The following is a 6,150-nucleotide window of genomic DNA, read 5'->3' as shown; positions in this document are numbered from 1 at the left end:
CTGACCCTGCCCGCCCCCGTCGGCTCCGCCCCCGACCCCGGGCTGAAGCTGGAGAAGGACTCGGCGGTCACCGTCGACACCTTCCTGGAGGAGTACGACCCCTCCGCGCGCGAGAAGATGAAGCAGGGCTTCGCCGACAACGGGCTGCGCCAGATCGTCGCCCGCGGCTGGACCACCCCCGACGGCACCCGCACCCGGGTCTACCTGCTGCGCTTCCACGGCTCCGGGTTCGCCGACACCTTCACCGGCTGCGGAATCGACCTCAACGGAGTCAAGGGCATGGAGCCGGACAGCGCCTGGGAGCAGGCCCGCACCCAGCCGGCCCCGGACCCCAGCGGCATCTCCGTGCTGCGGGAATCCGTCCCCTTCGGCGACGAGCAGACCAGGGTCGGCTGCGTCCAGTCGGGCGACGTCCAGGCCCTGATCCTCCAGAACCGCAAGGGCGGCGCCGGAGCCGTCCCGCTGCACCAGGCGGTGATCCTCCAGCGGCAGCTGCTCAGCTGAGTGCGCGGGGGCCGGTTCGGCCCACCTCACAGCGTGCGCCGGTCCCCGGGCCAGTAGGCTTGGGGACCGGCCCCGTCCACCCGCACCGAATCCTCCGAGGAGCACCCCGTGCTTGAGGCTTTCTTCACCTCCCTGCTGGTCCTGGTCTGCGTCGGCGTCCTCGCCTTCACCGGCCTCGCCGTCAAGAAGCTCTACCAGGGTCAGCGCTAACAGCCGACCGGCCGACCGCCCCGGAACCCCTCCCACAGATCGCCTGAGCAGCCAACCATGATCCAGATCCCGTCCGACCTGAACCCGGGTCTCGTCCCCCTCGCCTTCCTCCTCGGCACCTGGGAAGGCGCCGGCGTGTTCGACTTCCCCGGCGAGGAGAAGTGCAACTTCGGCCAGGAAGTCGTCTTCAGCCACGACGGCCGGGACTTCCTGGCGTACACCTCCCACTCCTGGGTGCTCGACGCCGAGGGCAACAAGGTGCGCCCCCTGGAATCCGAGTCGGGCTACTGGCGCATCGACAAGGACCGCAAGGTCGAGATCGTCATGGTCCGCGACCAGGGCGTGGTCGAGGTCTGGTACGGCGAGCTCGCCGACCAGAAGCCGCAGATCGACCTCGTCACCGACGCGGTGGCCCGCACCGCCGCCTCCGGCCCGTACAGCGGCGGCAAGCGCCTCTACGGGTACGTGAAGAGCGACCTGATGTGGGTCGGCGAGAAGGCGACCCCCGAGGTCGAGCTGCGCCCCTACATGTCGGCCCAGCTCAAGAAGGTCGTCACCCCGGAGGAGATCGCCGACATGGCGCGCAACCTCCCCGAGCTCCCGGAAGACGGCATCGCCTTCTTCCGCTGAGCCGAGCGCACGCGTACGAATACGAAGGGGACCGCGGCAGGGCCGCGGTCCCCTTCGCGCGCTTACACTGGCCGGGTGGTGACCACCGACTGGAAGACCGACCTGCGGCAGCGCGGATACCGGCTGACACCGCAGCGCCAGCTGGTGCTGGAAGCGGTCGACGCCCTGGAGCACGCGACGCCCGACGAGATCCTCGCCGAGGTCCGCAAGACGGCCTCCGGCGTCAACATCTCCACCGTCTACCGCACGCTGGAGCTCCTGGAGGAGCTCGGCCTCGTCTCGCACGCCCACCTCGGGCACGGGGCCCCCACCTACCACCTCGCCGACCGGCACCACCACATCCACCTGGTCTGCCGCGACTGCACCGAGGTGATCGAGGCCGACCTCGACATCGCCGCCGACTTCACGGCGAAGCTGCGCACCACCTTCGGCTTCGAGACCGACATGAAGCACTTCGCCATCTTCGGCCTGTGCGAGCGGTGCGCCGCCGCCCGCCGCCGTGACACCCCCGCCCCCGGCCAGGCCGACGCCTAGCGGGTCTCCGGCGCCCTGGCGCCCCCGGTGCGCCCCGGGGCCGTCCGTACGGGGTCGTAGGCTTGGTGGCATGACCAGCAGCCCCTTGCTCCATCTTCCCGGCGCCGTAGCGGCCGAAGGCCGTGACGAGGGCGTCGCCGCCCACTACGGAGAGCTCTACGGCGAACAGCGCGCCCTCGCCGACGGCCGAGGCTTCGTCGACCTCTCCCACCGCGGGGTCGTCACCGTCACCGGCCAGGACCGGCTCAGCTGGCTGCACCTGCTGATCACCCAGCACGTCACGGAACTCCCGCCCGGGCAGGCCACCGAGGCGCTGATCCTCTCCGCCAACGGGCACATCGAGCACCAGCTCCTCCTCGTCGACGACGGCGAGACCACCTGGGCGCACGTAGAGCCCGGCACCCAGGAGGCGCTGATCGCCTACCTGGAGTCCATGAAGTTCTTCTACCGCGTCGAAGTCGCCGACCGCACCGCCGACTTCGCCGTCGTCCACCTCCCGGCCGGCTCCATCGCCGAGCTCGACAAGGAGCTCGTGGTCCGGGAGACCCCGTACGGCCGCGACGTGTTCCTCCCGCGCGAGCGGCTGGAGGCCTTCGCCGCCGCCCACGGCCCCGCCGCCGGACTCCTCGCCTACGAGGCCCTGCGCGTCGAGGCGCACCGGCCCCGCCTCGGCCTGGAGACCGACCACCGCACCATCCCGCACGAGATCGGCCTCATCGGCACCGCCGTGCACCTCCAGAAGGGCTGCTACCGCGGCCAGGAGACCGTCGCCCGCGTCCACAACCTGGGCAAGCCCCCGCGCCGCCTGGTCTTCCTCCACCTGGACGGCTCCGAGGTGCTGCTCCCCGCGCACGGCGCGCCCGTACGGCTCGCCGCCGACGGGGAGGACGGCCGTCAGCTCGGCTTCGTCACCACCGCCGTACGCCACCACGAGCTCGGACCGATCGCCCTCGCGCTGGTCAAGCGGAACGTTCCGGTGGACGCCCCGCTGCTGGCCGGGACCACCCCGGCCGCGCAGGAGGTCGTCGTAGCCCCGTAGGAGCGGCGGCTACACGTCGATGACGATGGTGAACGGGCCGTGGTTGGTCAGCGAGACCCGCATGTCCGCGCCGAACCGGCCCGTCGCCACCGTCGCGCCCAGCGCCCGCAGCTGCGCCACGACCTCGTCCACCAGCGGCTCCGCCACCGGCCCGGGCGCGGCCGCGTTCCAGGTGGGGCGGCGGCCCTTGCGGGCGTCCCCGTAGAGCGTGAACTGGGAGATCACCAGCAGCGGCGCGTCCACGTCGCTGCAGGACTTCTCCGCCTCCAGGATCCGCACCGACCACAGCTTGCGGGCCAGCACCGCCGCCTTCTCCGGGGTGTCGTCGTGGGTCACCCCCACCAGCACGCACAATCCCTCGCCGACGATCTCGCCGACCGTCTCCCCGGCCACGACGACGCTCGCGCCGTCCACCCTCTGCACCACTGCTCGCATACCACCTGTGTACCAGGAGTGCATCCGTCCGGGGCCGATCGGGTGGCGTGGGACTGCGTCCGCACCACGGAGAGTGGCACCATGCCTGCAGGCGGTGCCCCCAGCACCGGTCGAGGGGACGGACACGAAACGATGAACACCTCTGGTACCTCCGCACCTGCACCCGCATCACCCGGCGACGCGGCCGCGCCTCCGGTACGGCCGCCCGCGCAGCGCACCGGCGACTCCGAGGGGCCGACCACCCCCGCCGCCGCGCTCGGGCTGCCCGAGCTGCGCGCCCTGCGCCGCGACGCCCAGCGCGACGAGGCCGACCTCAGCTACGTCCGCAGACTCCTGCAGGGCCGCATCGACATCCTGCGTGCCGAACTCGCCCGGCGGACCGACCCCGAGGCGCCGGTGGTGGACCGGCTCTCGGAGATCCTCGCCGACGCCCCCTCCAGGCGCAGCGCCTCCGCCCGGCACGTCACCCTCGGCACCCCGCAGAGCGAGGAGTTCCGGCTCCTGGCCGCCGAGATGCTGTCCGACGTCGAGCTCTCGGACCTGGACGCGCGCACGGACGCCGAACTGCACGAGGCGATGGCCCGGCTGGTCCGCTTCGAGCAGCAGGTCTCACGGCGCCGCCAGCAGCTCCAGCGGACGGCGGACGATTCCAGCGCGGAGATCACCCGCCGCTACCGGGAGGGCGAGGCACAGGTGGACGACCTGCTGGCGTGAGGGCGGCCGAGGGCGGCCGAGGGGCGGCCGTAAATTCGGGCGACTCGGGCCGGTACGGCCGTTAGCGTGACCGGATATGAGTGCTGACATCCGGCCGATCGCCGAATCCGAACTCCCCGAGTGGCTGCGGGCCGTGAACACCGGCTTCCTGCAGCCGGCGCCGTTCTCCGACTCCGATGTCGCCCAGCGGGCCAAGTACACGGACTTCGCCCGCACCCAGGGAGCCTTCGACGCCGTCACCGGCCGCTGTGTGGCCACCTTCCGCTCCTTCGCCCAGGAACTGACCGTCCCTGGCGGAGCGGCCGTCCCCGCGTCCGCCGTCACCAACGTGAGCGTGTCGCCCACCCACCGCCGCCAGGGCCTGCTGACCCGGATGATGGCCACCGAACTGAGGGCGGCCAAGGAACGCGGTGAGGTGGTGTCCACCCTGATCGCCGCCGAGTACCCGATCTACGGCCGGTACGGGTACGGGCCCGCCACCGGCACCGCCGAGTGGGAGATCGACATCGCGCGCAGCGGCGTCGACCCGCGCTGGTCGGGCCCCGGTGACGGCGGCCGCATCGACCTGATCGACGTGTCCGAGGCCCGCGAGGCCGGACCCCTGCTGCACGAGCGGCTGCGGGCGGTCTCGCACGGCACGGTCAGCCGCAACACCCGCTGGTGGAACGTCGTCACCGGCGTGGAGCAGCAGTTCTCCGCCCGCGGCTACAAGGACAAGTTCTACGCCCTGTACCGGGACGCGGCGGGCGAGCCGGCCGGTCTGGCGATGTACTCGGCCGACGAACACTGGACGGACGCGAAGATCCCCCAGATCACCCTCACGGTCAGGGACCTGATCGCGCTGACCCCGGACGCGGAGCGCGCCCTGTGGCGGTTCCTGTGTTCCATCGACTGGGTGATGAAGGTCCGCACCGGCTACCGGGCACCCGACGACATCGTCCCGCTGCTGCTGCCCGACCCGCGCGCCGCCCGCCCGGTGACCACGGCCGACTTCATGTGGCTGCGCCTGCTCGACGTGGAACGGGTCCTGGCCGCGCGGACGTACGCCGTGCCGGGGGTCCTCGTGCTGGAGGTGGCGGACGCGGCGGGGCTCGCGGACGGCCGCTACCGGCTGGACGCGGCGGCCGGTACCTGCGTCCGTACGGAGGACCCGGCCGACCTGCGCCTGGACGTGTCCGTGCTCGGCTCCCTCTACCTCGGCGACGAGTCGGCGGTGCGGCTGGCGGCGCTGGGGCTGGTGACCGAGGAGCGGCCGGGGGCGCTCGCGCTCGCCGACGCGGTGTTCCGCACCGCGCGCCGGCCGTGGTGCCCGGACGTCTTCTGAGGCATGACCCGGCGACCGAGGATTGATCACGTGACATCGACTGTGGAATTGCTGCGCGCGGCGGGCTGCGTCTTCGCGGAGGAGGAGGCGGAGCTGCTGATCGCGGCCGCCGGCGACGACGAGGGCCGGCTGGCGGGCCTGGTGGCCCGGAGGGTGGAGGGGGAGCCGCTGGAACACGTGGTCGGCTGGGCGGAGTTCTGCGGGCTGCGCGTGGAGGTGGGTGCGGGGGCCTTCGTACCGCGCCGGCGCAGCGAGTTCCTCGCCGAGGAGGCGGTGGGGCTGGCCCGGCCCGGGGCGGTGGTGCTGGACCTGTGCTGCGGCGTCGGCGCCCTCGGTGCGGCGGTGGCCTCGCAGGTGCCGGGCGGGGTCGAGCTGCACGCGGCCGACATCGACCCGGCCGCGCTGGTGTACGCCCGGCGCAACGTGGCCCCGTACGGGGGAGCGGTCTGGGAGGGCGACCTGTACGCGGCGCTCCCGGCGGAGCTGCGCGGGCGGGTGGACGTCCTGGTGGTCAACGCCCCTTACGTGCCGACCGGGGAGATCGCGCTGATGCCGGCGGAGGCCCGGGTGCACGAGCCGCTGGTCTCCCTCGACGGTGGCGAGGACGGCCTGGACGTCCACCGCCGGGTCGCGGCGCAGGCCCTGCGCTGGCTGGCTCCGGGCGGCCACCTGCTGATCGAGACCAGTACCCGGCAGGCGCCGCTGACGGCGTCGGCGCTGACGGCCGGGGGTCTCGCGGTGCGGGCGGCCACCTCGGAGG

Annotated in this window: 7 protein-coding genes and 1 pseudogene; 7 read left to right on the top strand and 1 reads right to left on the bottom strand. The window is 72.8% G+C overall.

Annotation, left to right across the window (positions count from 1 at the left end; translation table 11 throughout):
- The 4 genes and pseudogenes from VR44_RS27970 to ygfZ form a co-directional block, all read left to right on the top strand.
- Window positions 1-504 (top strand): annotated as a pseudogene (locus VR44_RS27970) (hypothetical protein); the annotation flags it as partial.
- Window positions 505-771: 267 nt separating this feature from the next.
- Entirely contained in the window at window positions 772-1,344 is a 573-nt protein-coding gene (locus VR44_RS27960) for a heme-binding beta-barrel domain-containing protein (RefSeq protein WP_045950390.1), read from the top strand.
- A gap of 75 nt (window positions 1,345-1,419) precedes the next feature.
- Window positions 1,420-1,878 carry a Fur family transcriptional regulator gene (locus VR44_RS27955; RefSeq protein ID WP_045950389.1) on the top strand — a complete coding sequence of 153 codons (459 nt, stop codon included), beginning with the start codon at window positions 1,420-1,422 and terminating at the stop codon, window positions 1,876-1,878.
- 70 nt (window positions 1,879-1,948) lie between these two features.
- Window positions 1,949-2,917, top strand: a complete 969-nt coding sequence (gene ygfZ, locus VR44_RS27950) for a CAF17-like 4Fe-4S cluster assembly/insertion protein YgfZ (RefSeq protein WP_045950388.1) — start codon at window positions 1,949-1,951, stop codon at window positions 2,915-2,917.
- Between the two features lie 9 nt (window positions 2,918-2,926).
- Here the strand turns inward: ygfZ and dtd are convergent, their stop codons facing one another.
- Window positions 2,927-3,352 carry a D-aminoacyl-tRNA deacylase gene (dtd, locus tag VR44_RS27945; protein WP_042801357.1) on the bottom strand — a complete coding sequence of 142 codons (426 nt, stop codon included), beginning with the start codon at window positions 3,350-3,352 and terminating at the stop codon, window positions 2,927-2,929.
- Between the two features lie 132 nt (window positions 3,353-3,484).
- On the opposite strand from dtd, the gene VR44_RS27940 reads away from it, so the two are divergent.
- From VR44_RS27940 to VR44_RS27930, 3 genes are all read left to right on the top strand, one after another.
- Entirely contained in the window at window positions 3,485-4,066 is a 582-nt protein-coding gene (locus tag VR44_RS27940) for an RsiG family protein (protein ID WP_045950387.1), read from the top strand.
- Between the two features lie 76 nt (window positions 4,067-4,142).
- Window positions 4,143-5,390: a GNAT family N-acetyltransferase gene (locus VR44_RS27935; RefSeq protein ID WP_045950386.1), complete on the top strand. Its 1,248-nt coding sequence runs from the start codon at window positions 4,143-4,145 to the stop codon at window positions 5,388-5,390.
- A gap of 3 nt (window positions 5,391-5,393) precedes the next feature.
- A partial coding sequence (locus VR44_RS27930) for a putative protein N(5)-glutamine methyltransferase (protein WP_045950392.1) occupies window positions 5,394-6,150 on the top strand: 757 nt, incomplete at its 3' end.

Source organism: Streptomyces katrae, assembly GCF_000966975.1.
In the GTDB taxonomy this organism is placed as follows: domain Bacteria; phylum Actinomycetota; class Actinomycetes; order Streptomycetales; family Streptomycetaceae; genus Streptomyces; species Streptomyces katrae.
Note: the sequence above shows the minus strand (reverse complement) of the source record. Positions and strands in the feature narration are given on the sequence as shown.

Bases quoted from the DNA above. Each gene is read 5' to 3' on its own strand.
- VR44_RS27960 (WP_045950390.1), top strand. From the start codon at position 772: ATGATCCAGATCCCGTCCGACCTGAACCCGGGTCTCGTCCCCCTCGCC.
- ygfZ (WP_045950388.1), top strand. From the start codon at position 1,949: ATGACCAGCAGCCCCTTGCTCCATCTTCCCGGCGCCGTAGCGGCCGAA.
- dtd (WP_042801357.1), bottom strand. From the start codon at position 3,352: ATGCGAGCAGTGGTGCAGAGGGTGGACGGCGCGAGCGTCGTCGTGGCC.
- VR44_RS27940 (WP_045950387.1), top strand. From the start codon at position 3,485: ATGAACACCTCTGGTACCTCCGCACCTGCACCCGCATCACCCGGCGAC.
- VR44_RS27935 (WP_045950386.1), top strand. From the start codon at position 4,143: ATGAGTGCTGACATCCGGCCGATCGCCGAATCCGAACTCCCCGAGTGG.